This is a genomic window from Microbacterium sp. Soil_C_42 (genome assembly GCF_057656735.1).
This window is the reverse complement of the sequence record NZ_JBDGJU010000025.1, coordinates 23,875-47,807: the sequence shown is the minus strand read 5'-3', so window position 1 is coordinate 47,807 and position 23,933 is coordinate 23,875. Positions and strand designations below refer to the sequence as shown.

Here is a 23,933-nt window from a genome sequence, read left to right as displayed (position 1 = left end):
CCGCCGAGGACCGTGATGGAACCGATGCCCTCGAGCGAGCCCACGGCCCCGGCTCCGCTCACCCGCCGCACCGACCCGGCGCTCGCCGACCGGTCGTGGATGCGCTCGCGACGCGTGCAGACGTTCGGGCTCGGCGCCCTCTGCGGTGCGCTGGGACTCTCGCTGCTGGTGGTCGTCACCACGATCCTCGGAGCATCGCAGAACCAGGCACCGCTGGTGCCCGCCGGCCCGGCGCCCGTCTCGGAGCCGCGGCCCTCGGCATCCTCCCCCGCCACGCCGTCGCCGTCCCCCACGCCGACGACCGGGGCGGCGGAGGAGACGGATGCCGCCACCGAGCCGGAAGCACCTGCCGAGCAGTCGGTGGTCGCGGTCCCTGCGCCGGCGCCCGAGCCCACCCAGACCCAGCCTCCTGCCGACGAGTCCACGGACAGCCCCGGCAACAGCGCGAATGCGCCGGGTCAGCTCAAGAAGAAGCCCTGAGCGTCTGCGTCAGCGCTCGTCGGGCATGAGGATCCAGAACAGCAGGTACATCAGGATCGAGACGCCGAAGAACACGGTCGAGCCGACCCAGAGCACACGCACCGGCACCACGCTGCAGCCGAAGCGGTCGGCGATGCCCTGGCAGACTCCCGCGATCATGCGCCCCTTCAGCGGGCGGACCAGGCGATGCATGCGTTCATCATGGCCTCACCCGCCCGACCGCACCAGGGGTCAGCGTTCGGAGGGGACCACGATCCACAGCAGGATGTAGATCCACAGCGACAGGCCGAAGAAGACGACCGCGATCAGCGTGAGGATGCGCACGAGGGTGACGTTCCACCCGAAGCGGTTCGCGATGGCGGCGCAGACGCCCGCGATCCATCGGCCCTGCTGAGGTCTGACGAGTGCGTTCATGCCTCCATCGTGCTCGCGTCGGCGAGGGCCCGCACGGGTGCGAGCCCCCGGCTTCGCGCGGGGGCCGGGCCGCGGCATCCGTCTCCCCTTCCGGAGAGAGGGATGCCGCGACCCGGCGTCAGCGCTCGGTCAGTGTGCCGTCGCGGTCCAGCTCGAGGACGAGGTTCACGCCGATGCGTTCGAGGAACGCGTCGTCGTGGCTCACGATGAGCACCGCGCCGCGGTAGGCCGCGATCGCGTCGACGAGCTGGTCGACCGTGTCGAGGTCGAGGTTGTTCGTCGGCTCGTCGAACACCAGCAGCTGCGGCGGCGGGTCGGCGAGCATGAGCCGTGCGAGCGCGACCCGGAACCGCTCGCCGCCCGACAGCGTCCCCACCGGGCGTTCGACCGCGGCGCCCCGGATGAGGAACCGCGCGAGCCGGTTGCGCAGCTGCACCATCGTGACGCTCGGCGCCGACGGGGCGACGTTGTCGAGCACGGATGCCGCGTCGTCGAGCCCGTCCACACGCTGCGGCAGGTAGCCGACCCGGTCGGTGTGCAGCTCGGCGCGCGCCGTTTGCAGGACCGTCGGGGACCGGCCGGCGGTCGAGCCCGGATCCTCGGGCCCCTGTCCTTCGTCGTCGGCGGGGGGTCCTGCGAACGGTTCGGTGTCGGTGTCGGTGTCGGTGTCGGTGTCGGAGCCGACCAGCTTCTCCAGCAGAGTCGTCTTGCCGGCGCCGTTCGGGCCGATCAGCGCGACCCGCTCGGGTCCCTGGATGATCCACGAGCGCTCGCGGTCGCCGAGGGTGGCGATGCGGCGCCCGGCCGGAACGCCCGGGTCGGGCAGGTCGATCTTCACGATGTCGTCGTCGCGCACGCGGCGCTCCGCGGTATCGAGGGCTTCCCGAGCGGATGCCTCGCGGTCGGCCTTCTCGCCGCGCAGCCTGCCCGCCGACACCTGGGCGGCCATGCGACGGCCGTTCGCGACGATCTTCGGCACGCGTTTCTCCTCGAACGCCTTCTGTCCCATCGCGGCGCGGCGCGAGATGGTGGTCTCGGCCTCGATGCGCTGGCGCTTCTCGCGCTTCAACGCCTGGCGGGCGGCACGCTCGGCGTCGCGCGCGGCACCCTGCTCGGCATCGAGCCACGCGCGCCACGCGGAGTAAGGCCCGCCGAAGGTCGACAGCTCGTTCGCGTACAGCTCGGCGGTGTCGTCCATCAGGTCAAGCAGGGCCGTGTCGTGGCTCACCACGACGAGGGCACCGCGCCACGAGCGCACCATGTCGTGCAGGCGTGCCCGCGCCTCGCGGTCGAGGTTGTTGGTGGGCTCGTCGAGCAGCGCGATCGACGCGCCGCGCAGGCGGATGCCGGCGATCGCGGTGAGCACCGCCTCGCCGCCCGACAACTGCCCGACGCTGCGGTCGAGCATGTCGGGGACCAGACCGGCTTCGGCGAGGGCCGCGTGTGCGCGCGCCTCGATGTCCCAGTCGGAGCCGACCGCGTCGAAGTGACGCGGGTCGGCGTCGCCGGACTCGATGGCGCGCAGCGCCTGGAGCGTGTCGCCCACCCCGAGCAGGTCGGCGACGGGCCGGTCGACGTCGAGCGTCAGGCGCTGCGGAAGGTACGCGGCATCCGTCGTCCGGGAGATGTGACCGCCCGAGGGCGTGAGCTCGCCGGCGATGAGTCGCATGAGCGTGGACTTGCCGGAGCCGTTCCGGCCGACGAGACCGGTGCGGCCGGTGCCGAACGATCCGGAGACATCCGAGAGCGCGGCGGTGCCGTCGGGCCAGGCGAACGAGACCCGGTCGAGGACGATGGCAGGGGTGAGGGTGTGAGCGGGCATGAGGACTCCTGTGTCAGACGTGCGCTGACACCGAGGGGCCGCAGAACCGGCGTCCGGGCATGCCGGAGCGGGAGGAGGAAGCGGCGGATCGACGGCAGCGCGAAGTGGTTCAAGCGCTGGCGCGTCGAGATCGACGAAGCAGCGCGATTACAGCGCGGTCGCGTCGATCAGCTTCAAGGGAGTTCCTCACGGAGGGGACAAGGCCAGGTGACACCATAGCGGATGCCGCGGGCACATGGCAGAGAAGGATCTCCGTCATACGGGGGAGGCCGTTGCGCCCCGTCCGGTCGTACCGTGGTGTCCATGACCGATTCCGCCGCGCCATCCCCCGCCCCGCAGCCCGCCGCCGGCGTGTGGGGATCCGCGCTCGGAACGGGGATCGGCGTGGGAGTCGGCGTGGGCACCGCGCTGGGAGCGGCGCTCGGCAACATCGCCGTGGGCGTCTCACTGGGCCTCGCGGTCGGAGCATTCCTGGCGTCCGCGTTCGCCGTGATCGTCCTGCGGCGCCGCGGCGGATCCGCCGCCGTCGAGCCCGCTCCGCCCGCGGAGGACTAGGCGGCTGCGCCCCCGTCCAGGTCGTCGAGCCGCTTGTCGAGGAAGATGCGCACGTCGTCGAGCTCCTGCTCGGAGACGCTGTGCGTGAGGCCCGGGTACACACGACCGCTGAGGTCGACGCGCTCGGGCAGCCACTGCGTCGTGTGCTCGACGAGGAACTCCGGGATGACGTCGTCGTTCGTGCCCCGCCCCCAGAACACCGGGGGCCTCCGCTCGGCGAGCTCGGCATCCTTCGGCAGTTCGCCGGGAGTCGCGTAGCCCGACAGGTTCACGGCGAACGCGAAGCGCTGAGGGTCGAGACGCATCGCCTGCAGCGACACCGCGGCCCCCTGCGAGAAACCCAGGAGACCCACGGACGCCGCGCCCCCCGCGTGCGCGTCGACCCAGGCGATCAGGGCCTCGGCTGCGCGGGTGACATGCGAAGGATCGCGCCCGTCCAGGCCGTCGATCGGGTACCAGGAGCGACCGGGCGCCGGCCACGGCGGGACCAGGGGGGCAGCGAGGCTCGCGACCACGAAGGCGTCGGGAAGGTAGCCGCGCAGGGGGTAGAGGTCGTGCTCGTCGGCACCGTAGCCGTGCAGGAGCAGGAGGAGGTGGCGTCCTGCGAGGGCCGACCGCTCGGTCGACCACAGCACGGCGTCGGCATCGAGGACGAGCGCTTCCGGCATGCCCTCATCCTGACATGCGGCGCCGACACGGCCGAGGCCCGAACGGGTGCGGTCCTCGTCGCGGGTGGGTCGCGCGGGGTATACAAGAGGCATGTCCGTGCGCACTCCCGACCCCGAACCTGCGGGCGACGAGCCGTTCGGCCCTCCGGCCGGCAATGTCTCGAACCCCGCGTGGCTGAGCGACATCGAGCTCGAAGAGGCTCGTCGCCGGCTGCCCATGCTCTACGTCGAGGGCGTTCCGGTGCGCACCGACGGCATGGGTCAGGTCACGCAGGTCGGCATCCTGCTGCGGGCGACCCCCATCGGGGAGATCTCGCGCACCATCGTGTCGGGTCGTGTGCGGTACGGCGAGACCGTCCGCGACGCGCTGTTCCGGCACCTCGAGAACGACCTGGGGCCGATGGCCTTCCCGATGCTGCCACCGCAGCCGACGCCCTTCACCGTCGCCGAGTACTTCCCGCTCCCGGGCGTCAGCGCCTATCACGACGACCGGCAGCACGCGGTGTCGCTCGCGTTCGTCGTCCCCGTCACCGGCACGTGCGAGCCGCGTCAGGACGCGCTCGAGGTGACTTGGCTGACACCGGAGGAAGCGGCATCCGATGCCCTCTCCGCCGAGATGGAAGGCGGACGCGGCACCCTCGTGCGCATGGCGCTCGCGAGCGTGGGCGCCCTGCGCTGACCCTCGCGCCCGCGCGGATCCCGCCCTCGCGCCGTGTCGCCGCCCGCGCATAGGCTCGCAGGGTGACTCTCGCACCCCTGCCCTTCCCGTCCGACGCCGCCGGCTGGGCGGCCTTCGCGACCGAGCGTCCTGCCGAGCGCATCGCCCGCGTGCACGAGATCGACGCGCGCCTGGCCTCCGATGCGGAGCTGACGACGGCGGCGCGCCTCGAGCTCTGGAACGACGCCGACATCGCCCTCGCCGAGGCGCTCAGCGAGGCCTATGTCGTGAGCGAGGCGCATCCCGACGCCGAGGTGCGCGAGATCGCGGAGTCGCAGGTGCAGGCGGTCGAGTCGCTGTCGGCGGCGCGCCTGTTGAACCGCGATCTGTGGAATTCGTTCGCGGATGCCTCGGCCGACGGCCTCGACGAAGACCAGGCGCGACTGCTCACGCACCTGCTGCGCGACTTCCGTCGCGGTGGCGTCGAACGGGACGAGGCGGACCGCGAGCGTGCCCGGCGGCTGGCCGACCGCGACACCGAGCTGTCGCTGGCGTTCTCGCGCAACATCCGCGACGGGCGCCGCGAGATCACCGTTGCGGCCGAGGGCCTCGCCGGAATGCCGCAGGACTTCCTCGACGCCCACCCCGCCGACGCGCAGGGACGCGTGACACTGTCGACCGACTACCCCGACCTCATGCCGGTCCGCGACTATGCGCACGACCGCGCGACCCGCGTCGCGCTGGTGAGCGCCTACAACGACCTCGCGTGGCCCGAGAACGACGCGATCCTCGCCGAGCTGCTCGACGTGCGCGCCGAGCGCGCCCGTCTGCTCGGGTACCCGGACTGGGCCGAATACGAGACCGAGACCCGCATGATCGGGTCCGGGGCGGAGATCCCGGCATTCCTCTCGCGGCTCGACGACGCATCACGGGCGGCGACGGATGCCGAGTACCCGATCCTGCTCGAACGCCTGCGCCGTGACATCCCCGACGCCGACGTCGTGTCGATCGCCGACTTCTGGTACCTGCTCGGGGCGATCAAGCGCGAGCAGTACGACGTCGACGCACAGCTCGTGCGCTCGTACTTCCCGTTCGAGCGCGTCGTCGCGGGCGTGCTGGACGTCACCGGACGCCTGCTCGATGTCGAGTACGTGCCCGTGGACGTGCCGGCGTGGCACAGCGACGTGCAGTCGTTCGATGTGGTGCGCGGCGCCGACCGCCTCGGGCGCATCCACCTCGACCTGCACCCGCGCGAGGGCAAGTTCAGCCACGCCGCGTGCTTCCCCCTCGCGCCGGGCGTCTCCGGACGCGTGCTCCCCGAGGCGGCGCTGCTGTGCAACTTCTCCCGTGGACTGCTCGAGCACGACGAGGTCGTGACGTTCTTCCACGAGTTCGGGCACCTCGTGCACGACATCCTGGGCGGCCGGCAGCGCTTCGCCCGCTTCAGCGGTGTCGCGACCGAGTGGGACTTCGTCGAGGCGCCGAGCCAGCTCCTCGAGGAGTGGGCATGGGACGCCGAGGTCCTGGCCTCGTTCAGCGCGAACCCCGACGGCGAGCCGATCCCGGCCGATCTCGTCGAGCGCATGCGCACCGCCGACGCGTTCGGCCGCGCACTCGAGGTGCGCCGCCAGCTGGGCCATGCCAACGTGTCGTACCACCTGCACGTCGACCGGCCCGCCGACCTGCAGGCTGAGACGGAGCGGCTGTACGCGGCATCCAGTCCCGTCCAGCCGCTGCGTGGACTGCACTCGTATGCCGGATTCGGGCACCTCACGGGGTACGGCGCCTGCTACTACACGTACCAGTGGAGCCTGGTGATCGCGCGCGACCTGCTGAGCGGTTTCGGGGCGGGACTGATGGACCCGGAAGCCGCGCATCGCTACCGCACGGAGGTGCTGGAACGGGGTGGATCGCGAGACGCGCGGGACCTCGTCGAGGCGTTCCTGGGGCGCCCGTCGTCGTTCGACGCCTACCGCGAGTGGCTCGCCGGCGAATGACGCTTCTCGCGCATATCGGGGCGATGTAGGGTTCACCTACCCCCGAAGCGCAGTCACCCGCGACACACCCCCCGGTGTCGTCGAGGACGGTGCGGCCACCGCTGCCCGCGCGCGCGGCGATCCGTCGCCGGCGCGGCGGGCACGGTACCGCATGCCTCCGCCGCGAGCACGCGCCGAAGCGGCACCACCCTCGCCACAGAAAGCGGAGACCGATGTCCGACCATGCCCAGAGCGCCGCACACACGGGTCAGGACGACCCGACCCCGTTCGACAACCTCATCAGCGACACGGCGACCACCGCGTTCGGATCCGGCTTCACGACGACCTTCCGCGGATACGACAAGGAAGAGGTCGACGCCGCCATCGCCGGGCTCGACGCGCGCGTGCGCGCCGCCAGCGACGAGGTCGCGCAGCTCAAGCAGCACCAGCGCCGCGCCGGTGCCGCCGTGGCGCAGAGCCGTGCCAAGGCCGAGCGGCTCGAGGCCGAGCTCCAGGCGGCGAACGAGAGCCGCCAAGCCGAGATCGATGCGGCGATCGCCGCACATCAGGCCGAGATCGACGCCACCCTCGTCGCTCGGCAGGAAGAGATCGAGCGTCTCGAAGCGGCTCTCGCCGAAGCCGAGCAGACGCGTCAGGCCGACCTCGAGCGCGTCGCGGCCGAGGCATCGGCCGCCCGTGAGGAAGAGGGTGACGCGGTCCAGCGGATGCAGGGCGAGCTCGAACTCGCGAACGCGAAGATCGCCGACGCCGAGCAGCGCGTGCAGGCCCTGAGCGACGAGCTCGTCGGGGCGACCACGGAGTCACCCAACCGCCAGCAGTTCGAAGAGGTGCTGCGCGTCGCCGAGGATCAGGCGAGCCTGCTCATCCGCAACGCCACGATCCAGGGCGACCGCCTGCTCGAGGCCGCGCGCGAAGAGATCGCGAACCGCCGGGCAACCGCGCAGGCCGAGGCCGATGGCATCGTCTCTCAGGCGCAGCACGACGCCCAGCAGATCCGGCTGAAGATCGACACCGAGCTCACCGCGCACGAGGCGCGCCTCGAGCGCGAAGCCGCACACGCGGCCGAGAAGGTGTCGCAGGCCGAGCGCGAGGCCGCCGCCATCCGCAGCGAGGCCGAGAAGGGCGCGGCCGTGCTGCGCTCGACCGTGGCCCGAGAGACCGCCCGCGACCGCGCAGAGGCCGAGGAGACGGTGCGCGAGCTGCGTCTGCGCGCCCTGGAGTTCGAGGCATCCCTCACCCGCCGCCAGGACGACGCTCACCAGGAGTTCCTCGTGCTGCACAACCAGGCGGTCGCCCACGCCGAGCGCATCACGCAGGACGCCAACGAGCAGGTCACCGCATCGCTCGAGCACGCCCAGCGCGTGTCGGTGAAGGCCGAGGACTTCGAGCGCCTCATGCGGGCCCAGTCGCAGCAGATCGAGGCCGACGCGCAGCTGCGCGCCCGCGAGCACCTCGACCGCGCCCACGTGAAGGCCGAGCGGATCATCGACCTCGTGACGACCCACTCGCAGTCCGTGCTCCGCGATGCCGAGGACCGCACCCGTCAGCTGCGCTGGCAGCAGCACCAGCTCATGAGCTTCATGGCGGAGGTCAAGGAGCTCATCCGCCCCGAGACCCCCCTCACGTCAGCCGAAGACGCCGGCAGGACCGACGACGTCGCGACGGACGACACGGATGCCGCCGCTGCCGCGGACGTCGATGCCGAGGCCGGTGAGGCCCAGGCCGGCGAGCAGCCGGAGGGCGAGCACCACGAGGACTGACCCCCGGTGTTTGAGCGGAGTGCGCTCCGCGCCCGAACACGAAACGCGCCCGACCCTGGGAAGGTCAGGCGCGTTTCGTCTCTGCGTCTCGTCGCGCAAGCTCGCTCAACCGCGTTCCTCGCTCGCTGAGGCGACCGAGGACGCCCGGGTGCGCGGCATCCGTCCCACCGCTTCAACAGGTCAACCGCGGTTCTGCAGGAGCGCGCTACGGCGCATGCTCCTGCAGAAGCCCGGTTGACCTGTTGAGCGGCGACGGCGCCCGGGGTCAGGCGGCCGAGGTCTCGCGGGCGATCGCGGCGAGGAAGGCGTCGATGTCGTTCTCGGACGTGTCGAAGCTGCACATCCAGCGCACCTCGTTCTTCGCGGCATCCCAGTCGTAGAAGCGGAAGTGGGCGCGCAGGCGCTCCGCCACACCGTCGGGCAGGGTCGCGAAGACGCCGTTCGCCTGGGTCGGCTGCGTGAACTCGATGCCCGAGATCGAGCCGTCGGCGAGCCCCGCCTCGATGCCGGCGCGCAGGCGCTGGGCCATGGCGTTGGAGTGCGAGGCGTTGCGGTGCCACAGGTCGCCCTCGAGAAGAGCGAGCAGCTGCGCCGACACGAAGCGCATCTTCGACGCGAGCTGCATGTCGAGCTTGCGGAGGAACTTCAGCCCCGTCGACGCCTCCGGGTTGAGCACGACCACGGCCTCGCCGAGCATCGCGCCGTTCTTGGTGCCGCCGAAGCTCAGCACGTCGACGCCCGCGTCGCGCGTGAACGCGCGGAACGGCACGTCGAGGGATGCCGCCGCGTTCGAGATGCGCGAGCCGTCCATATGCACGTGCATGCCGAGGCTGTGCGCGTGGTCCGCGATCGCGGTGATCTCGTCGATCGTGTACAGCGTGCCGAGCTCGGTCGACTGCGTGATCGACACCACGAGCGGCTGCGCACGGTGCTCGTCGCCCCAGCCCCACGCCTCCCGGTCGATGAGCTCAGGGGTGAGCTTGCCGTCGTCGGTCGGAACGGTCAGCAGCTTGATGCCGGCCACGCGCTCGGGGGCGCCGCCCTCGTCGACGTTGATGTGCGCCGTCCCAGCCGAGACCACCGCGCCCCAGCGGGGGAGCATGGACTGCAGCCCGACGACGTTCGCACCGGTGCCGTTGAACACCGGGTACGCCTCGACGCCTTCGCCGAAGTGGCGGGCCATCACCTGCTGCAGACGCTCGGTGTAGACGTCGTCGCCATACGCGACCTGGTGGCCGTCGTTCGCGGCAGCGATCGCCGCGAGCACCTCGGGGTGGATGCCGGAGTAGTTGTCGCTGGCGAAGCCGCGCAGGTTCGGGTCGTGGATCGTGGTCACGGGTGTCCAATCTAGTTCGCGGCGGCGCATGACTCAGGCTGCGGGAGGCGTCGACCGGCTGCCGCCCTCGGGATTCCGGCGCCGAGGCCGCTGTGCGACCGCGAATTGCCGGAGTTATGCACCGCCGAGCTCGACGATGGTGTCGTTGACGTCGGCGGCATCGGCCAGCCAGAGGTCGGCGAACCGGTGCGCGAGCGCCTCTTCGAGTCCGCCGAGGCTCTTCACGCGGAAGATGACGGATGCTGCGGCCACCGGCTTGCCGGAATCCCTTGCGTCTTTCGCGAAGCCCTGCGCGACGGCGCGCGCCCACGCCTCGGTCGCGGCCTTCACCGCGGCATAGTTCGCGCCGCCGGCGAGCGGGCGCGCCACCGCCGTGGACGACACCACCGCGAGCCGGCCCGCCGCGGAGGCCCGCAGATCGGCGTCGAACGCACGGCTCACGTGGCGCAGCGCCGTGAGGGAGCCCTCCAGGAAGCGGAAGTCGGCGTCGGTCTGGGCCGCGAGCCCGCCTCCGCCGCGCCAGCCTCCGACGAGGTGCAGCACGCCGTCGACGGGGCCGTCCGTCGCGTGGATGCGCTCGGCGAGCGCCGCGACCGCGGTCTCATCGCCCAGGTCGCAGACTTCGGTGCGCACGCTGCCGGCCACGGCGGCGGCGAGGGGGGAAGCGTGCGCCCCGCGCCCCGAGGACGTGGGGACCGTCTCGAGCGAATCGAGGAGATCGCGCAGCCGGCCGGCGTCGCGCCCGACGGCGACCACGCGCGCTCCCGCGTCGCGGAGCACGCGCGCAGCCGTGTGGCCCGACGCGCTGGTCGCGCCGGCGATGATCACGAGCCTGCCTGAGACGCTCATGCTCGACCCTTCCTTCGTTGGCGTGCGTTTCCGTCGACTTCACATGATCTCGCCGAACGCACACGTTGTGCGCGCACCCCGCGTGTGTTCTCGGCGAGATCACGTGATCTCGCCGAGAACAGCGGGTCGTGCGTCAGGAATCGCGCCCCGTGATCCCGGCGGTGGACTCGATCACCGGCTTCATCTTCCTGTCGAGCGCCTCGAAGAACATCGACAGCGGGAACTCGTCGTCCAGGACCGCGTCGGTGTAGCCCTTCGGGGCGCCGGCGAGGATCTCATCGGGCAGGCCCCGCGCCCACCGCGACGCGGGGTTGGGCGTCAGCGTGGAGCGCACGAGATCGTACGCCGCGAGCCAGTGCGCGGTCTTCGGCCGGTCGATCGAGCGCCAGTACAGCTCGTCGATCGCGTCGCTGAGCCCGATCACGGCCGCGGGCACGTCGTCCCAGTCGAAGGCGAGCGCGGTGTCGGTCCAGTGCAGCACGTCGCGCTGGTGCAGCCACGCGAACAGCAGCTGGCCGCCGAGCCCGTCGTAGTTGCGCACGCGCGAGCCCGTGATCGAGAAGCGGAAGATGCGGTCGAAGATCACCGCGTACTGCACGAGCTTCGCATGCTCGAGCATCTCGGTTTCGGCCGCGGTGAGCGACTCCTGCGCCGACAGCCGCTTCTCGATCGCGACGCACTCGCGGAACGCGGTGAGGTCGCACCGCAGCTCTTCGAGCGAGTACAGGAAGTACGGCATGCGCTGCTTGATCATGAACGGATCGAACGGCAGATCCCCGCGCATGTGCGTGCGGTCGTGGATGATGTCCCACATCACGAACGTCTTCTCGGTCAGCTCCTGGTCGTCGAGCATGCGCGCGGCGTCGGCGGGGAGGTCGAGCTTCGTGATGTCGGCGGCGGCACGGACGACGTGGCGATAGCGCGCGGCTTCGCGGTCCTGGAAGATCGCGCCCCACGTGAACGTCGGGATCTCGCGCATCGCGACGGTCTCGGGGAACAGCACCGCAGAGTTCGTGTCGTACCCGGGCGTGAAGTCGACGAACCGCAGCGACACGAACAGCTTGTTGCCGTAGTCGCCGGCCTCGAGCTGCGCGATGAACTCCGGCCAGATCACCTCGACGAGCACGGCCTCGACGTGGCGGTCGCTCGAGCCGTTCTGCGTGTACATCGGGAACACGACGAGATGACGGATGCCGTCGGCCCGCTGCTGCTGCGGCTGGAAGGCTTCGAGCGAGTCGAGGAAGTCGGGGACGCCGAACCCCTGGTCCATCCAGCGCTCGAAGTCGCGCACCGACGCGGAGAGGTACTCGGCGTCGTGCGGGAAAGCGGGGGAGAGGGCGCGGATGCCGGCGGTGATCTCGGCGACCAGAGTGCGGGCCTCGGCGTGGGCCGCGGCATCCGGAATCGATCCGTCCTGCACCTGGAGGCTCTGGATCGCCGTCGCCGCGGCCTTGAGGCGCAGCCAGGCGTCGCTCGTCTCGGCCGTGCGGGCGTCCTCGACGACCTCGGGTTCGCCGACGATCGCCTTCGACGTGTGAAGGGCGCTGCTGGACATGGTGAACCTCCGATCTTCGAGTGCGGTTTCGCTCTTGATTCTAGAGAAGTTCCCCCAGTTTCGGGATTCGACAGGAAAGTTTCCTGTTTGCGCGGCTAGAGTCGAGTCGTGCCTGTGCTGGATGACGCGATCGATGCCGCCATCGTGCGCGAGGTGTCCCAGGACGCCCGCGCCACCCTCGCCGACCTGTCCGCAGCCGTCGGGCTGTCGGTGTCCGCCGTGCAGGCGCGACTGCGCCGCCTCGAGAGTCGCGGCGTCATCACCGGCTACCGCACGCTCGTCGACGCCGAGGCCGTCGGAAAGCCGCTCGCGGCCTTCGTGGAGATCACACCGCTCGACCCCGCCCAGCCCGACAACGCGCCCGAGCTGCTCGAGCACCTCACCGAGATCGAGGCGTGCCATTCGATCGCGGGCGACGCGAGCTACATCCTGCTCGTGCGGGTCGCGTCGCCGCGCCATCTGGAGTCGCTGATCCGCGACATCCGTGCCGCCGCGTCGGTCAACACCCGCACGACGGTCGTGCTGCAGACGTTCTACGAGAACCGGCCGATCCTCCCGGCTTGACGCCGCGCAGATCGCGTGCCGCGGCGCAAGTCCTCGGTTCGGCCATCCCGCGTCGGTACGCTCGCCGCATGAACCCCAGGACACGCTCCGACGGGCACGGTGTGCTCATCGTGCGGAACGCGCAATCCGGCACGGCGGTGATCCGGTCGGATCCTGCCGCGACGTTCGCCGAGCGCCTGCCCGCCGCACAGCTGCACGAGCTCGCCGACGGGGAGGACCTCGCCGATGTCGTCGACGCGGCGATGAAGACGGATGCCGCACCCGACGTGCTGGGGATCTACGGCGGCGACGGCTCGGTGTCGCGCATGGCGCACCTCGCACGACAGCACGATCGACCGCTGCTGGCGATGCCCGGCGGCACGTTCAACCACTTCGTGCGGGCACTCGGCATCGAGAGCGTCGACGATGCCATCGACGCTCTCGCGTCGGGCTCGAACGTGGAGGTCGGCGTGGTGGAGGCGACGGCTGACGCCGACCAGCCGGTGACCGTCCTCAACGTGGTGTCCATCGGTGCGTACCCCGAACTCATCGGGGAGCGCGAGCGTCGCAGCAGCCTGGGCAAGTGGATCGGCGGTGCCGTGGCCACAGCGGTCTCGCTGCGTCGCGCCGAGCCGCTGACGATCGTCCGGGACGGCAGGCGGGCCCGGGTCTGGTCGGTGTTCGTGAGCGTCGGCCGCAACGATCCCGACCGTGTCGCGACGATGCAGCGGCAGGAGACGGATGCCGCCGTGCTGGATGTGCGCATCCACCACGCGCGCGGATCCAAGGTCCGCGCCTTCGCCTCGCTCGCGTTCGGCAAGCGGTCCGCGGCCGTGCTGCGGGCGATCGGGCTGTTCCCCCGCGACGCCGACATCGAGCGGCTCGTGGTGCGAGAGCTCGAGCTTCACGTGCGGCCCCAGCCGGGGCATCCGTCCGTCTTCGTCCACGACGGCGAACTCGAGGAGCGGGCTCGCGGCGGCTTCACCCTCCGGTGCGTCGCGGTGCCGCGGGCGGTGACGGTGTTCGCGCCGACCGCCGCGCAGGGTGATCCCTCGTCCCCCCGGTGAGACCTCAGCCGCGGGACGAGCCCCTGGGCGAACCCCAGGGGCTCGTCCCGCAGCTGTCGGCTCACGGACTCCGGCGGACTGCCCGGGTGAGCGGGGTCAGTCGTGCTGGGGGAAGCCCAGGTTGATGCCGCCGTGCGAGGGGTCGAGCCACCGCGAGGTGATCGCCTTCTCGGCGGTGAAGAAATCGAAGCCGTGCGGGCCGTACGCCTTGGCGTCACCGAACAGCGAGGCCTTCCAGCCGCCGAACGAGTGGTACGCCACCGGGACGGGGATCGGCACGTTGATGCCGATCATGCCGACGGTCGCCTCGCGCTGGAAGCGCCGGGCGGCGCCGCCGTCGTTCGTGAAGATGGCCGTGCCGTTGCCGTAGCGGCTCGAGTTGATGATGTCGAGGCCTTCCTCGTAGCCCTCGACGCGCACGACCGACAGCACCGGTCCGAAGATCTCGTCGGTGTAGACCGTCGAGGTCGTCGGCACGTTGTCGATCAGGGTCGGTCCGAGCCAGAAGCCGTTCTCGTCGCCGTCGATCTCGACGTCGCGCCCGTCGACCACGACCGATGCGCCGTCGGCTCCGGCGACGTCGAGGTACGACGTGACCTTGTCTCGGTGCTGGCGCGTGATGAGCGGGCCCATGTCGCAGCCGCGGGTGCCGTCGCCGACCTTGAGGCCGGCCATGCGCTCGGCGACCTTCGCGACGAACGCGTCGGCGACGGTGTCGACCGCGAGCACGACCGAGATCGCCATGCAGCGCTCGCCGGCCGAGCCGAAGCCGGCGTTCACGGCGGCGTCGGCGGCGAGATCGAGGTCGGCGTCCGGGAGCACCAGCATGTGGTTCTTCGCGCCGCCGAGCGCCTGCACGCGCTTGCCGTGCGAGGTCGCGGTCTCGTAGACGTACTTGGCGATCGGCGTCGAGCCGACGAAGGAGATCGCCCGCACGTCGGGATGCTCGAGGAGCGCGTCGACCGCCTCCTTGTCGCCGTGCACCACGTTGAAGACGCCGTCCGGAAGCCCCGCCTCGGTGAGGAGGGCGGCGAGCCAGTTCGCGGCGGTCGGGTCCTTCTCGGACGGCTTCAAGACCACGGCGTTGCCGGCGGCGAGCGCGATGGAGAAGAACCACAGCGGCACCATGGCCGGGAAGTTGAACGGGCTGATGATGCCCACCACCCCCAGCGGCTGGCGCAGCGTGTACACGTCGATGCCGGTCGAGACGTTCTCGGAGTACGCGCCCTTGGTCAGGTGCCCGAGACCGCACGCGAACTCGACGACCTCCATGCCGCGGGCGATCTCGCCGCGCGCGTCGGAGAGCACCTTGCCGTGCTCGGCGGTGAGGATCTCGGCGAGCTCCTCCTTGCGGGCGTTGAGCAGCTCGCGGAATGCGAAGAGCACGCCCTGGCGCTTGGCGATCGACGCGTCGCGCCACTGCAGCCACGCCGCGGACGCGGCATCCACCGCCTCTCCGACGTCTTCGCGCGACGCGAACCGCACCTCCTTCTGGACCGTCCCGAGGGCGGGGTTGAACACCTGGCCGGTGCGCGCGGATGCCCCGGTCCAGGGGGCCCCGTTCACCCAGTGGTCGAGAACAGCCGTCTCGGTGCGCGGCAGGGTGTCAGTCATCGTGTTCCTCCTTCGGAAGCCCTCCTCGTGAGAGGGCGTGCACGTGTCACGCGAGGTCGCCTTCGACGCTCGTCAAGGCTTCATCGTAGATCGACATCGCCTCCTGCACCTCCCCGTCGGTCACCACGCAGGGCGGCACCACGTGGATGCGGTTCTCGGCGGCGAAGGGCAGCAGGCCTCGCGAGGTGAGCTCCTTCTTGAGGCGCCCGATCACGTCGGCGCCGACCGGCTCGCGGGTCTCGCGGTCCGAGACGAGGTCGAGCGCCCAGAACACGCCCTCGCCCCGCACCTCGCCGATGAGCGGGTGCTTCTCTGCCAGCTCCGCGAGGCCGGGTCCGATCGCCTCCTCGCCCACGCGGCGGGCGTTGTCGACGATCCCCTCCGCCTCCATCGCGTCGATGGCGGCGATGATGGATGCCGCGGCCAGGGGATGACCGGAGTACGTGAGCCCGCCGGGGAAGACCCGGTCGTCGAACGTCGCCGAGATCTCGGGCGAGATGATGACGCCGCCCACCGGGACGTAACCGGAGTTCACGCCCTTCGCGAAGGTGATGAGGTCGGGCACGACGTCGTAGCCCTGGAATGCGAACCAGCGGCCGGTGCGACCGAAGCCCGCCATCACCTCGTCGAGGATCAGGACGATGCCGTACTTGTCTGCGAGCGCCCGCACGCCCGCGAGGTAGCCGGGCGGCGGCAGCATGATGCCGGCCGTGCCGGGGATCGACTCGAGCAGCAGCGCCGCGATCGTGGACGGCCCCTCGGACTGGATGACGCGCTCCAGGTGCTGCAGCGCCCGCTCGGACTCCTCCTCGGGGGTCGTCGCCCAGAACTCGGTGCGATAGAGGAACGGCCCGAAGAAGTGCACGTGTCCGCGGGCGAACTGGTTCGGCATCCGGCGCCAGTCGCCCGTCGCGACGATCGCCGCGCCGGTGTTGCCGTGGTACGAGCGATACGTCGACAGCACCGTCTCGCGGCCCACGTCGCCTCGAGCCGCACAGTGCAGGCGCGCCATGCGGATGGCGTTCTCGATGGCGTCGGCGCCGCCGTTGGTGAAGAAGACCTTGGCGAACCCGTCGGGCGCCTTGTCGAGGATGCGCTCGGCCGCCTGCCCGCGATGCAGGTTCGCCGTGGCGGGGCCGATGGTCGCGAGCCGCTCGGCCTGCTCGCGGATGGCGGCGACGACGGCAGGATGCTGATGCCCGATGTTGACGTTGACCAGCTGGCTCGAGAAGTCGAGCAGGCGGTTGCCGGCGTGGTCCCACACGACGGTGCCCGAGCCGCCCGCGATCACGGGGAGGTCCAGGCGCGCCTGCGCGGACCACGAGTGGAACACGTACTCGCGGTCGAGCTGCTTCGCGAGGGCGTCGAGGTCTTCGGTCATCGCTTCATCCTCCTCGTCGAGGTGCTGGGGCGCCACGCCTGCGCGCGACGCCCCAGCCGGTGGTGGTGTCTACTGTCCGCCCTCGGTGAGGGTGACGTCGATCGGCGTGTACTCGCCGGCGACCTCGACGCCCTCGTCCTTCAGTGCGGCCAGCGCCTTCTCGATGTACTCGTTCGAGTACGCCGAGGCGGCGGGTTCGGTCGTGATGAGCTCGAGGTCGTCCTGGTTCTTGGCCGACAGCGCGCCCGCGACCGTCTTGTCCCACGCGGCCTCGTCGACCAGACCGAAGTCGGCGCCGGTCCAGATGAGCTTGTTGACCTCGTTCATCTGCCACTGCTGGTGCACCGGGCCGACCGGGAACGCGTCGACGCCGGGGCTCGTCGCGATCGTGTAGACGATGTCGGCGGCCTCCTCCGGGTTGTCGCGCGCGAAGATCCAGCCCTTCGTGATGGCCTTGAGGAACCGCACCGCGGCGTCGGCGTAGGCGGGGTCGTCCTCCAGGCGCTGCGTGTCGGCCCAGATGGCGTCCTGCAGCATCGCGCCCTCGGTCTCCTCGTACGAGATGACGTCGAAGTCCTCCGGCTGGTACAGCTCGCCGGTCGCCGGGTTCACGACCTCGAGGATCTGCGCCCACTCGTTGTACGTCATCGCCTGGGCGGCGTCGACGTCCCGGTCGAGGAGGGCGTTCATCGAGAAGTCCTGGGTCGTGATCGACACCGTGGTCGAGTCGAGGTCATCTGCGGCCATCGCCGCGAAGATCTCCCACTCGTTGCCGAAGCCCCATGAGCCGATCCGCTTGCCCTCGAAGTCCGCGACCGATTCGATGCCGTCGCCCTTCCACGACACCTGGAGCGTCCCCGACTTCTGGAACACCTGCGCGATGTCGGTGAGCTCGACGCCGGTGGCCTCGAGTGTGCCGAGCACCTTCGGCACCCACGCGATCGCGAAGTCGACGTCTCCCGCGACGAGGGCGTCCTGCGGCACGATGTCGCCGCCCGACGGGATGATCTCCACCTCGTCGAAGCCCTCCTCCTCGAAATAGCCCTTCTCCTGCGCGATGTAGTAGCCCGCGAACTGCGCCTGCGGCAGCCACTGCAGCTGCAGCTTGATCGACGTGAGCGGCTCGAAGTCCTCGCCGCCCCCTCCGTCGTCGCCGGAGTCACCGGAACCGGCACACGCCGCGAGCGCGAGTGCCGCGACGGTGAACACGGATGCCGCGGCCAGGCCGCGCATGATGCTGTGTCTCATTGCGTTCCTTTCGTGTGGTGCGTTGTCTTTTCCTCGGTTTCAGGATTCGTCAGGCCGACGTCCGCCTCGTCGCCAGCCGCTCCAGGAGCGAGGTGACGAGGAAGAACACGAGGCCGATGATGATGCCGCCGAGCACGTACGCCCAGGCGAGAGCGGCGCGGCCCGATTTCGCATAGGTCGCGATGGCCGTGCCGATGCCGTCGGCGGGGCCGCCGAAGTACTCGGCCACGAGCGCGGCGATGACGGCGAGCGAGCTCGCGATGCGCAGGCCCGTCATGAGGTAGGGCAGCGCGGTCGGAAGCGTCAGCACGCGGAACGTCTGCCAGCCGGAGGCGGCGGACGCGCGGAGCAGGTCACGGTGCACGGGGCGGGTCTGCCGAAGGCCCCGCAGGACGTTGACGAAGACCGGGATGAACGCGGCGATCATGGCCACCGCCTGCCGTCCGAACTGGCTGGAGGCGCCGAACATCGTGTTCAGGATGGGCGTGACCGCCACGATGGGGATGACGGCCAGCGCCGAGACGAGGGGAGCGAGCATGCCGTCGACGGGCTTGGCGGCCGCGGCGAGACCGGCGAAGAGCAGCGCGAGGAGCGAGCCGACGACGAGGCCGATCAGCGCATTCGTGGCCGTGATCGTCATGTCGTCGAGGATGATCGGGAAGCGCCTCACGAACTCCTCGGCGATCGCGATCGGACTCGGCAGCATGCGCGGCGCGGTGCCGAGAACGTCGACCCAGAGAATCCAGATCGCGAGGATCAGGATGCCGACCACGATGGGCGCCGTCCACTTCAGCCAGCCGGGCAGCTCGCGCTCAGCGGGCATCGGCCGTGGCGCCCTGCCGGACGGCTCCCGTGGAGCCGGGAGCATCGTGGTCGCCGCATCCGTCTCGGTCATGATTCGCTCGCCCTCGTGACGGGCGTGCCGTGGAGCGCCTCCCGGACCGCGGTGACGCGGTCGAAGAACTCGGGGGATTCGCGCAGGGCCTCGTCGCGCACGTCGCCGAGGCCCGTCTCGATGACGTCGGTGATGCGACCGGGACGCGGGCTCATCACGACGACGCGGTCGGAGAGGAAGACCGCCTCGGGGATCGAGTGCGTCACGAACACCACTGCGGCGGAGGTCTCCGCGGCGATGCGGGTGAGCTCGGACTGCAGGCGCTCGCGCGTCATCTCGTCGAGCGCGCCGAACGGCTCGTCCATGAGGAGCAGCTTCGGCCGTGCGGCGAGAGCCCGCGCGATCGCGACGCGCTGCTGCATGCCGCCGGAGAGCTGGTCGGGGTAGCGGTCGACGAAGTCGGAGAGGCCGACGAGCTCCGCGAGCTCCGCGATGCGCGCCGCACGATCCGCTTTGCCGGCGCCGTGGAGTTCGAGGGGAAGTCCGATGTTCGCCCCGACCGTACGCCAGGGGAGAAGCCCTGCCTGCTGGAACGCGATGCCGTAGTCCTGGTCGATGCGGGCGCGCTTGGCCGGCTTCCCGAAGATCTCGAGGGTGCCGCTCGTGGCCTGATCGAGGTCGGCGATGAGGCGCAGCAGCGTCGACTTGCCGCAGCCGGACGGCCCGATGAGCGACACGAACTCTCCGGCCGAGACCTCGAGTTCGACGTCGGTCAGTGCGACGACCTCCCCGGTCTGGGTCGGGAAGACCTTCCCGACGCCGGCGGCATGGACTGCGAGCTGCGTCATGCGGTCGCTTCTCCTCTGCGGTAGTTGGCGAGTCCGAGGCCGATGAGGGCGACGGAGCCGGCGGCGATGAGTCCCAGTGCGATCGAGCCGAACGTGGGACCCCACGGCGCCGCGGGGTCCGACGAGGCCTGACCTGCGAGCTGGATGAGCATGCGGCCGATGCCTCCGCGCATGCCGATCGACACCTCCGCGACGACGGCGCCGAGCACCGCGTTGGCGGCCGCGAGCCGGAGCGCGGGGAGGAGGTGGGGGACCGCGGCGGGAAGGCGGAGGCGGAACAGGGTCGCCCAGTAGCCGGCGGCGTAGCTGTTCATGAGGTCGAGGTGGATGCGGTCGGGTGACGCGAGTCCGCGCAGCACGCCGATGGCGACCGGGAAGAACGCGAGGTACGACGCGATGACGGCCACCGACAGCCACTGCGGCCAGGTGCCGCCGCCGCGGTCGATCTGGTTGCCGATCGCGTTGACGACGGGTGCGAAGGCGATGAGCGGCACGATCTGGCTCACGACGATCCAGGGGAGAAGCCCCCACTCGAGCAGCCGCCAGCGCTGCATCACGAGACCCAGCACCGCGCCCACCGCGACGCCGATCAGCCACCCGACGGCGGCGATCCCGAGAGTCACGAGCGCCGCAGCGGCGACCGAGACCCACAGCGGCGGGGTGTCGCCGCCACTGGTCGGGGCGAACAGCCGTGCGACCATGTCCCACACGTGCGGCATCGCGCGGTCGTGGGTGCGGGGCAGGAGCATGACGCCTGAGCCGGACTCTCCCGGAACCGCGCCGACGACGAATCCTTCGCTCGGACCGGCGAACTTGTACAGCTCCCAGAGCACCAGCACCGCGAGCACCCCGAGCGCGCCCCACCCTGCGGCGATCCATCCCCGCAGCTCGCCCTGTCGACGTGTCGACCACCCGACCGGCCTCATGCGGCCGCCGTCACTTCTTCGCCGTCACGTGGGCTGACAGCGCCGGAATCACCGTCTCGCCGTAGACGCGGAGGGTCTCCTCCTTGTTGTCGTGCTGAAGGTACCCGGCGAACTGGGTCACGCCGAGCTCGCGCAGCTGCTCGAGCTTGGCGACGTGCTCGGCCGCCGTCCCGAGGATGCAGAACCGGTCCACGATGTCGTCCGGGACGAAGTCGACGTGGTCGTTGTCGGACTTGCCGTGGGTGTTGTAGTCGTAGCCCTGACGTCGCTCGATGTAGTCGGTGAGCGCTGGGGGCACTGCCTCGCCGTGATGGCCGTACTTCGCCACGATGTCGGCGACGTGGTTGCCGACCATGCCGCCGAACCAGCGGCACTGCTCGCGCATGTGCTCCCAGTCGTCGCCGATGTACATCGGCGCCGCCACGCAGAATGCCAGCGACTCGGGGTCGCGGCCGGCGGCGGCCGCGGCATCCTTCACCGTCTTGATCATCCAGGCGGCGATGTCGACGTCCGCGAGCTGCAGGATGAAGCCGTCGCCCACCTCGCCGGTGAGCTTCAGCGCCATCGGCCCGTATGCGGCGACCCACACGTCGAGCTCGGACCCCCGGCTCCACGGGAACTGCAGCGTCGCGCCGTTGTGCTCCACGGCCCGCGAGTTGGCGAGCTCGCGGATCACGTGGATCGACTCGCGCAGCTCGGCCATCGTCGTGGGCTTGCCGTTGGTCACCCGCACCGCCGAGTCGCCGCGGCCGATGCCGCAGATCGTGCGGTTGCCGTACATCTCGTTGAGCGTGGCGAAGACGGATGCCGTGACCGTCCAGTCCCTCGTCGCGGGGTTGGTCACGAACGGCCCCACCGTGACGCGCTTGGTCTCGGCGAGGATCGCGGAGTGGATGACGTACGGCTCCTGCCACAGCAGGTGCGAGTCGAAGGTCCACACGTGGCTGAAGCCGTGCGCCTCGGCGAGCTGGGCGAGCTGCACCGTACGTGCGGCGGGCGGATTCGTCTGGAGGACGACACCGAAGTCCATGGGCTGCTCCTCAGATCAGGTACTGCGACAGGCCGCGCTTGAGGAACCGGCCGTCGCCCTTGGCGCCGAGGTACTCGCCGCCGTCGACGACGACCTTGCCGCGCGAGATGACGGTGTCGACGTGCCCGTCGATCTCGTAGCCCTCCCACGCGGAATGGTCCATGTTCATGTGGTGCGTACGACCCTCGCCGAAGCCGATCGAGGTGTGGCCGTTCGGGTCGTAGACCACGACATCGCCGTCGGCGCCGGGCTGGATGACGCCCTTGCGCCCGTACAGGCCGAACATGCGCGCCGGGGTGGTCGAGGTGAGCTCCACCCACCGCTCGAGCGTGATCTTGCCGGTCACGACGCCCTGGTACATGAGATCCATCCGGTGCTCGACCGAGCCGATGCCGTTCGGGATCGCGCGGAAGTCGTCGAGCCCGAGCTCCTTCTGGCCCTTCATGCAGAACGGGCAGTGGTCGGTCGACACCATCTGGATGTCGTTGGTGCGCAGCGCCTGCCACATGTGGTGCTGGTGGCCCTCCTGGCGCGAGCGCAGCGGCGTCGAGCACACCCATTTGGCGCCCTCGAACTGCCCCCACTCCTCGCTGAACGCGCCCAGCTGCTCCTCGAGCGACAGGTACAGGTACTGCGGACACGTCTCGCCGAACACGTTCCAGCCCTGGTCGCGGGCCCAGGCGAGCTGATCCACGGCTTGCTTCGCCGACACGTGGACGACGTACAGCGGGGCGCCGGTGAGGTTCGCCAGCATGATCGCGCGGTGCGTGGCCTCCTCCTCCATCTGCCAGGCGCGGGCGATGCCGTGGTAGTACGGCGCCTTCTTGCCGGCCTCGGCGAGCTGCGCCGCCAGCACGTCGATCGCCGGCCCGTTCTCCGCGTGCATCATCGTGAGCAGGCCGGTCTCCTGCGAGACCTGCATCGCCTTCAGCACCTGGGCGTCGTCGGAGTAGAAGACACCGGGGTAGGCCATGAAGAGCTTGAAGCTCGAGACGCCCTCGTCGACGAGGCCGCGCATCGCCGCGAGCGAGTCGTCGTCGACGCCGCCCACGATCTGGTGGAAGCCGTAGTCGATGGCGCAGTTGCCCGCGGCCTTCTCGTGCCAGGCGGCCAGGCCGTCCTGCACGCGCTCGCCGTAGCGCTGCACCGCGAAGTCGATGATCGACGTCGTGCCGCCCCACGCCGCGGCGCGGGTGCCGGTCTCGAACGTGTCGGACGCGTTGGTGCCGCCGAACGGCAGCTCCATGTGCGTGTGCGCGTCGATGCCGCCCGGGATCACGTACTTGCCGGTGGCGTCGATGACGGTGTCGACGGATGCCGCGACATCCGTTCCGAGAAGCTGCGAGCCGGGCGCGAGCACGGCTGCGATGGTCTCGCCGTCGATGAGCACGTCCGCTTCGCCCCGGCCGGTCGCCGAGACGACGGTGCCGCCCTTGATGAGTGTGGTGGTCATGTCCGCCCTCCTTACGGCTTCGCGATCTTCGTGTAGGAGTCGGGCCGGCGGTCGCGGTAGAACTGCCAGTCGTCGCGCATGTCGCGCACCATGTCGAGGTCGAGATCGCGCACCAGGAGCTCCTCGTGCTCGCCCGAGCCGCGCTCGCCGACGAAGTTGCCACGCGGGTCGATGACCTGGCTCGTGCCGTAGAAGTCGACGGCGAGGTCGCCGTACTCGTTGTCCTCACGGCCCACGCGGTTCGGCTGCAGCACGAAGTACCCGTTCGCGACGGCTGCGGCGGGTCCTTCGACCTCCCACAGCCGGTTCGAGAGACCGGGCTTCGTCGCGTTCGGGTTGAAGACGATGTGCGCGTCGTTCAGGCCCAGTTCGCGCCATCCCTCGGGGAAGTGGCGGTCGTAGCAGATGTACATGCCGATCCGGCCGACGGCGGTGTCGAACACCGGGTAGCCGAGGTTGCCGGGCCGGAAGTAGAACTTCTCCCAGAACCGGTCGAGATGCGGCAGGTGGTGCTTGCGGTACTTGCCGAGGATCGTGCCGTCGGCGTCGACGAGCACGGCCGTGTTGTAGTACACGCCGGTCTCGGCCTCTTCGTAGATCGGCAGCACCGTGACGATCCCGAGCTCCTTCGCGATCGCGGCGAAGCGCTGCACGATCGGCCCCTCCGACGACTCCGCGAAGCGGTAGTACTTCTTGTCCTGCGTGATCCCGAAGTAGGGACCGTAGAACAGCTCCTGGAAGCACACCACCTGCGCGCCCTGGGCCGCGGCGTCCCGCGCGAACCCTTCGTGCTTGTCGAGCATCGACTCCTTGTCGCCCGTCCAGGTGGTCTGCGAAATCGCCGCGCGTACCGTCGTCATCGTCTCTCCGTTCATGAACCGGCGGGTGCCGTGT

23 protein-coding genes are annotated in these 23,933 nt (G+C 70.4%); 7 read left to right on the top strand and 16 right to left on the bottom strand.

Annotated elements, in window-relative coordinates; translation table 11 throughout:
- The first annotated feature begins 15 nt into the window (after window positions 1-15).
- Complete coding sequence (locus AC3A46_RS14135) at window positions 16-480, top strand: hypothetical protein (protein ID WP_487665758.1); 465 nt, start codon at window positions 16-18, stop codon at window positions 478-480.
- A gap of 9 nt (window positions 481-489) precedes the next feature.
- Here the strand turns inward: AC3A46_RS14135 and AC3A46_RS14130 are convergent, their stop codons facing one another.
- From AC3A46_RS14130 to AC3A46_RS14120, 3 genes are all read right to left on the bottom strand, one after another.
- The gene (locus tag AC3A46_RS14130) at window positions 490-672 is read right to left on the bottom strand and encodes a PspC domain-containing protein (protein ID WP_310288204.1); all 183 of its coding nucleotides are present in this window, start codon (window positions 670-672) and stop codon (window positions 490-492) included.
- A 39-nt stretch (window positions 673-711) separates the two neighbouring features.
- Window positions 712-894, bottom strand: a complete 183-nt coding sequence (locus AC3A46_RS14125) for a PspC domain-containing protein (protein WP_311294639.1) — start codon at window positions 892-894, stop codon at window positions 712-714.
- A gap of 118 nt (window positions 895-1,012) precedes the next feature.
- On the bottom strand, window positions 1,013-2,716 hold the full coding sequence (locus AC3A46_RS14120; RefSeq protein WP_487665757.1) for an ABC-F family ATP-binding cassette domain-containing protein: 1,704 nt from the start codon (window positions 2,714-2,716) through the stop codon (window positions 1,013-1,015).
- Window positions 2,717-3,019: 303 nt separating this feature from the next.
- Between AC3A46_RS14120 and AC3A46_RS14115 the strand changes: the two genes are divergently transcribed.
- Complete coding sequence (locus tag AC3A46_RS14115) at window positions 3,020-3,271, top strand: hypothetical protein (RefSeq protein WP_487665756.1); 252 nt, start codon at window positions 3,020-3,022, stop codon at window positions 3,269-3,271.
- On the opposite strand, the gene AC3A46_RS14110 is transcribed toward AC3A46_RS14115, so the two are convergent.
- Window positions 3,268-3,939 (bottom strand): alpha/beta hydrolase, encoded by a 672-nt coding sequence (locus AC3A46_RS14110; RefSeq protein WP_487665755.1) that lies wholly within the window; start codon window positions 3,937-3,939, stop codon window positions 3,268-3,270. The genes AC3A46_RS14115 and AC3A46_RS14110 overlap by 4 nt on opposite strands.
- A gap of 91 nt (window positions 3,940-4,030) precedes the next feature.
- Here AC3A46_RS14110 and AC3A46_RS14105 point away from each other — a divergent pair, with 91 nt between their 5' ends.
- From AC3A46_RS14105 to AC3A46_RS14095, 3 genes are all read left to right on the top strand, one after another.
- On the top strand, window positions 4,031-4,618 hold the full coding sequence (locus tag AC3A46_RS14105; protein WP_056372309.1) for an NUDIX hydrolase family protein: 588 nt from the start codon (window positions 4,031-4,033) through the stop codon (window positions 4,616-4,618).
- A 62-nt stretch (window positions 4,619-4,680) separates the two neighbouring features.
- Entirely contained in the window at window positions 4,681-6,594 is a 1,914-nt protein-coding gene (locus tag AC3A46_RS14100; RefSeq protein ID WP_487665754.1) for a M3 family metallopeptidase, read from the top strand.
- Window positions 6,595-6,806: 212 nt separating this feature from the next.
- A complete protein-coding gene (locus tag AC3A46_RS14095) occupies window positions 6,807-8,354 on the top strand; it encodes a coiled-coil domain-containing protein (protein WP_487665753.1) in 1,548 nt (515 codons plus the stop codon).
- Window positions 8,355-8,619: 265 nt separating this feature from the next.
- Here the strand turns inward: AC3A46_RS14095 and AC3A46_RS14090 are convergent, their stop codons facing one another.
- The 3 genes from AC3A46_RS14090 to AC3A46_RS14080 form a co-directional block, all read right to left on the bottom strand.
- Window positions 8,620-9,690, bottom strand: a complete 1,071-nt coding sequence (locus tag AC3A46_RS14090) for a threonine aldolase family protein (protein WP_487665752.1) — start codon at window positions 9,688-9,690, stop codon at window positions 8,620-8,622.
- 114 nt (window positions 9,691-9,804) lie between these two features.
- Window positions 9,805-10,539: an SDR family NAD(P)-dependent oxidoreductase gene (locus tag AC3A46_RS14085; protein WP_487665751.1), complete on the bottom strand. Its 735-nt coding sequence runs from the start codon at window positions 10,537-10,539 to the stop codon at window positions 9,805-9,807.
- Between the two features lie 133 nt (window positions 10,540-10,672).
- Window positions 10,673-12,094, bottom strand: a complete 1,422-nt coding sequence (locus tag AC3A46_RS14080; RefSeq protein ID WP_487665750.1) for a DUF6421 family protein — start codon at window positions 12,092-12,094, stop codon at window positions 10,673-10,675.
- A gap of 117 nt (window positions 12,095-12,211) precedes the next feature.
- Between AC3A46_RS14080 and AC3A46_RS14075 the strand changes: the two genes are divergently transcribed.
- On the top strand, window positions 12,212-12,658 hold the full coding sequence (locus tag AC3A46_RS14075; protein ID WP_056372411.1) for an Lrp/AsnC family transcriptional regulator: 447 nt from the start codon (window positions 12,212-12,214) through the stop codon (window positions 12,656-12,658).
- A gap of 68 nt (window positions 12,659-12,726) precedes the next feature.
- The gene (locus AC3A46_RS14070; RefSeq protein WP_487665749.1) at window positions 12,727-13,704 is read left to right on the top strand and encodes a diacylglycerol/lipid kinase family protein; all 978 of its coding nucleotides are present in this window, start codon (window positions 12,727-12,729) and stop codon (window positions 13,702-13,704) included.
- A gap of 96 nt (window positions 13,705-13,800) precedes the next feature.
- Here the strand turns inward: AC3A46_RS14070 and AC3A46_RS14065 are convergent, their stop codons facing one another.
- The 9 genes from AC3A46_RS14065 to AC3A46_RS14025 form a co-directional block, all read right to left on the bottom strand.
- Window positions 13,801-15,318: a CoA-acylating methylmalonate-semialdehyde dehydrogenase gene (locus AC3A46_RS14065; RefSeq protein ID WP_487665748.1), complete on the bottom strand. Its 1,518-nt coding sequence runs from the start codon at window positions 15,316-15,318 to the stop codon at window positions 13,801-13,803.
- Window positions 15,319-15,364: 46 nt separating this feature from the next.
- Window positions 15,365-16,699 carry an aminotransferase class III-fold pyridoxal phosphate-dependent enzyme gene (locus AC3A46_RS14060; protein WP_487665747.1) on the bottom strand — a complete coding sequence of 445 codons (1,335 nt, stop codon included), beginning with the start codon at window positions 16,697-16,699 and terminating at the stop codon, window positions 15,365-15,367.
- A gap of 69 nt (window positions 16,700-16,768) precedes the next feature.
- Entirely contained in the window at window positions 16,769-17,947 is a 1,179-nt protein-coding gene (locus tag AC3A46_RS14055) for an ABC transporter substrate-binding protein (protein ID WP_487665746.1), read from the bottom strand.
- A gap of 49 nt (window positions 17,948-17,996) precedes the next feature.
- Window positions 17,997-18,842 carry an ABC transporter permease gene (locus tag AC3A46_RS14050; protein ID WP_487665745.1) on the bottom strand — a complete coding sequence of 282 codons (846 nt, stop codon included), beginning with the start codon at window positions 18,840-18,842 and terminating at the stop codon, window positions 17,997-17,999.
- Window positions 18,839-19,630: an ABC transporter ATP-binding protein gene (locus tag AC3A46_RS14045; RefSeq protein ID WP_487665744.1), complete on the bottom strand. Its 792-nt coding sequence runs from the start codon at window positions 19,628-19,630 to the stop codon at window positions 18,839-18,841. The genes AC3A46_RS14050 and AC3A46_RS14045 overlap by 4 nt, the downstream gene beginning before the upstream one ends.
- The gene (locus tag AC3A46_RS14040) at window positions 19,627-20,556 is read right to left on the bottom strand and encodes an ABC transporter permease (RefSeq protein ID WP_487665743.1); all 930 of its coding nucleotides are present in this window, start codon (window positions 20,554-20,556) and stop codon (window positions 19,627-19,629) included. The genes AC3A46_RS14045 and AC3A46_RS14040 overlap by 4 nt, the downstream gene beginning before the upstream one ends.
- A 10-nt stretch (window positions 20,557-20,566) precedes the next feature.
- Window positions 20,567-21,586, bottom strand: a complete 1,020-nt coding sequence (locus AC3A46_RS14035; RefSeq protein ID WP_487665742.1) for a TIGR03842 family LLM class F420-dependent oxidoreductase — start codon at window positions 21,584-21,586, stop codon at window positions 20,567-20,569.
- A gap of 10 nt (window positions 21,587-21,596) precedes the next feature.
- Entirely contained in the window at window positions 21,597-23,039 is a 1,443-nt protein-coding gene (gene hydA, locus AC3A46_RS14030; protein ID WP_487665741.1) for a dihydropyrimidinase, read from the bottom strand.
- Window positions 23,040-23,050: 11 nt separating this feature from the next.
- Window positions 23,051-23,899, bottom strand: a complete 849-nt coding sequence (locus tag AC3A46_RS14025) for a nitrilase-related carbon-nitrogen hydrolase (RefSeq protein WP_159846994.1) — start codon at window positions 23,897-23,899, stop codon at window positions 23,051-23,053.
- Between the last annotated feature and the right edge of the window lie 34 nt (window positions 23,900-23,933).

Coding starts and splice junctions, on each gene's coding strand:
- AC3A46_RS14135 (WP_487665758.1), top strand. CDS start 16: ATGGAACCGATGCCCTCGAGCGAGCCCACGGCCCCGGCTCCGCTCACC.
- AC3A46_RS14130 (WP_310288204.1), bottom strand. CDS start 672: ATGCATCGCCTGGTCCGCCCGCTGAAGGGGCGCATGATCGCGGGAGTC.
- AC3A46_RS14125 (WP_311294639.1), bottom strand. CDS start 894: ATGAACGCACTCGTCAGACCTCAGCAGGGCCGATGGATCGCGGGCGTC.
- AC3A46_RS14120 (WP_487665757.1), bottom strand. CDS start 2,716: ATGCCCGCTCACACCCTCACCCCTGCCATCGTCCTCGACCGGGTCTCG.
- AC3A46_RS14115 (WP_487665756.1), top strand. CDS start 3,020: ATGACCGATTCCGCCGCGCCATCCCCCGCCCCGCAGCCCGCCGCCGGC.
- AC3A46_RS14110 (WP_487665755.1), bottom strand. CDS start 3,939: ATGCCGGAAGCGCTCGTCCTCGATGCCGACGCCGTGCTGTGGTCGACC.
- AC3A46_RS14105 (WP_056372309.1), top strand. CDS start 4,031: ATGTCCGTGCGCACTCCCGACCCCGAACCTGCGGGCGACGAGCCGTTC.
- AC3A46_RS14095 (WP_487665753.1), top strand. CDS start 6,807: ATGTCCGACCATGCCCAGAGCGCCGCACACACGGGTCAGGACGACCCG.
- AC3A46_RS14085 (WP_487665751.1), bottom strand. CDS start 10,539: ATGAGCGTCTCAGGCAGGCTCGTGATCATCGCCGGCGCGACCAGCGCG.
- AC3A46_RS14080 (WP_487665750.1), bottom strand. CDS start 12,094: ATGTCCAGCAGCGCCCTTCACACGTCGAAGGCGATCGTCGGCGAACCC.
- AC3A46_RS14070 (WP_487665749.1), top strand. CDS start 12,727: ATGAACCCCAGGACACGCTCCGACGGGCACGGTGTGCTCATCGTGCGG.
- AC3A46_RS14065 (WP_487665748.1), bottom strand. CDS start 15,318: ATGACTGACACCCTGCCGCGCACCGAGACGGCTGTTCTCGACCACTGG.
- AC3A46_RS14060 (WP_487665747.1), bottom strand. CDS start 16,699: ATGACCGAAGACCTCGACGCCCTCGCGAAGCAGCTCGACCGCGAGTAC.
- AC3A46_RS14055 (WP_487665746.1), bottom strand. CDS start 17,947: ATGAGACACAGCATCATGCGCGGCCTGGCCGCGGCATCCGTGTTCACC.
- AC3A46_RS14050 (WP_487665745.1), bottom strand. CDS start 18,842: ATGACCGAGACGGATGCGGCGACCACGATGCTCCCGGCTCCACGGGAG.
- AC3A46_RS14045 (WP_487665744.1), bottom strand. CDS start 19,630: ATGACGCAGCTCGCAGTCCATGCCGCCGGCGTCGGGAAGGTCTTCCCG.
- AC3A46_RS14040 (WP_487665743.1), bottom strand. CDS start 20,556: ATGAGGCCGGTCGGGTGGTCGACACGTCGACAGGGCGAGCTGCGGGGA.
- AC3A46_RS14035 (WP_487665742.1), bottom strand. CDS start 21,586: ATGGACTTCGGTGTCGTCCTCCAGACGAATCCGCCCGCCGCACGTACG.
- hydA (WP_487665741.1), bottom strand. CDS start 23,039: ATGACCACCACACTCATCAAGGGCGGCACCGTCGTCTCGGCGACCGGC.
- AC3A46_RS14025 (WP_159846994.1), bottom strand. CDS start 23,899: ATGACGACGGTACGCGCGGCGATTTCGCAGACCACCTGGACGGGCGAC.